The sequence below is a fragment of the Clostridium sp. CAG:221 genome (genome assembly GCA_000435835.1).
GTDB lineage: Bacteria > Bacillota > Clostridia > Clostridiales > Clostridiaceae > Clostridium.
The window spans coordinates 7,702-8,584 of record FR883377.1; the positions used below are offsets into that span (position 1 = coordinate 7,702).

Annotated in this window: 2 protein-coding genes; one reads left to right on the plus strand and one right to left on the minus strand. The window is 27.4% G+C overall.

Going from position 1 to position 883, the window contains the following annotated elements; all coding sequences use genetic code 11:
- Nucleotides 1–311 (minus strand): transcriptional repressor LexA (gene lexA, locus Q5O44_RS03270; RefSeq protein WP_302637290.1); only part of this gene is annotated, 311 nt, incomplete at its 3' end.
- 137 nt (nucleotides 312–448) lie between these two features.
- Between lexA and Q5O44_RS03275 the strand changes: the two genes are divergently transcribed.
- Nucleotides 449–838 (plus strand): hypothetical protein, encoded by a 390-nt coding sequence (locus Q5O44_RS03275; RefSeq protein WP_022166960.1) that lies wholly within the window; start codon nucleotides 449–451, stop codon nucleotides 836–838.
- Nucleotides 839–883: the final 45 nt, after the last annotated feature.

An 883-nucleotide genomic window follows, 5' to 3' on the forward strand; every position in this document is an offset into this window, starting at 1 on the left:
AGTGGGAAAGAGTCTTCAATATTTTCATTAGCTAATATAGGAAGACCAGCAGTTACTTTTCCGATGATTGGTACATTAATCATTTCTTTTTTGATAACAGAATCAACAATTTCTAAAGCTCTAGGTTTTGTAGGGTCTCTTTTGATTAATCCTTCTTTTTCAAGTTGCTTTAAGTGCCCATGAACAGAAGATGTTGACTTAAGTCCAACAGCCTTACAGATTTCCCTAACAGTTGGAGGATAACCTTTTTGGCTTGTAAAATCTTTTAAAAATTCATATATTAATAATTGCTTATCTTTTAACTCACTCATCATTTAACACCTCACTTTAGTAATTACATTATAACATACTGTAAATTTAATATCAAACGAATGTTCTATAAAATAACTATTGAAATTTAAAGAGTATTTTGATAAAATATAAAAGTTAATTAAGTTGAGGTGATATTATGAGCAACAATAAATATACTGAAGATGATTACTGTGATTTAATTCCTGGCGGAAAGATTTGCGATAATTGTGGCAAATGCTTAGAAGAAGCAGGTGTTGATATTAGAGCTATAAAAATTGAAGATATAGCTAAAAATGTTGAAGAAAACAAATTTATTGAAGAAGAACTAAAAAAAGCAATGGATACAGCTCTTGATCTACATATAGAATCTAACGAAAAAGAATATTCTGTTGATTTAGAAAATTACCTTGAAGAAGATTATGTAGATGCCTTTGAAAATATTGTATATCTTGATGATATAGGATTAGATGAAGAAGAGTCTTTAGAAGATTCAACAATTGAATTATATCCAGGGGTAAGAACAGTTTCTTTAAAGAATAAAAAGTAAAATAAATAAGAAAAAACTATATTACTTTAAGTAATATAGTTTTTT